At 44.8% G+C, this 415-nt stretch carries 1 pseudogene; it reads left to right on the top strand.

The features are described 5' to 3' along the window. Positions 1–75: 75 nt before the first annotated feature. Positions 76–415, top strand: a pseudogene (locus tag NE619_RS18070) (hypothetical protein); the annotation flags it as partial.

The following is a 415-nucleotide window of genomic DNA, read 5'->3' as shown; positions in this document are numbered from 1 at the left end:
AAATCAGCCGGTGCAGGAAAAAACAGTTCCGGCAAAGCGCTGGAACAGATGGAATAGTTAGGAGGTAAATAAACTATGCCAAACTTAAATTATGCAGAAACATGGGAACCGGAACTTTTAGAAATTCTAATACAGGGAACCCTCACATCTCCGTTCGTGACCAGCAACGTGAGGTGGTTGGACGCTAAAACGTTCCACTTCACACAGATGAGCACAAGCGGCTTTAAAAATCATAGTCGTAACGGCGGGTGGAATAAAGGCACTTACGTACAGAAAGATGTGCCATTCACACTGACACATGACAGAGATATTTCTTTCATGGTCGATAAGGCGGATGTCGATGAAACAAACGCTACAGCGTCGATCCAGAACATTTCTCGAACTTTTGAGCAGACGCAAGTGGTACCTGAGACAG

Origin of the sequence: Anaerovorax odorimutans, from assembly GCF_024459955.1 — a bacterium.
In the GTDB taxonomy this organism is placed as follows: domain Bacteria; phylum Bacillota; class Clostridia; order Peptostreptococcales; family Anaerovoracaceae; genus Hominibacterium; species Hominibacterium odorimutans_A.
Note: the sequence above shows the minus strand (reverse complement) of the source record. Positions and strands in the feature narration are given on the sequence as shown.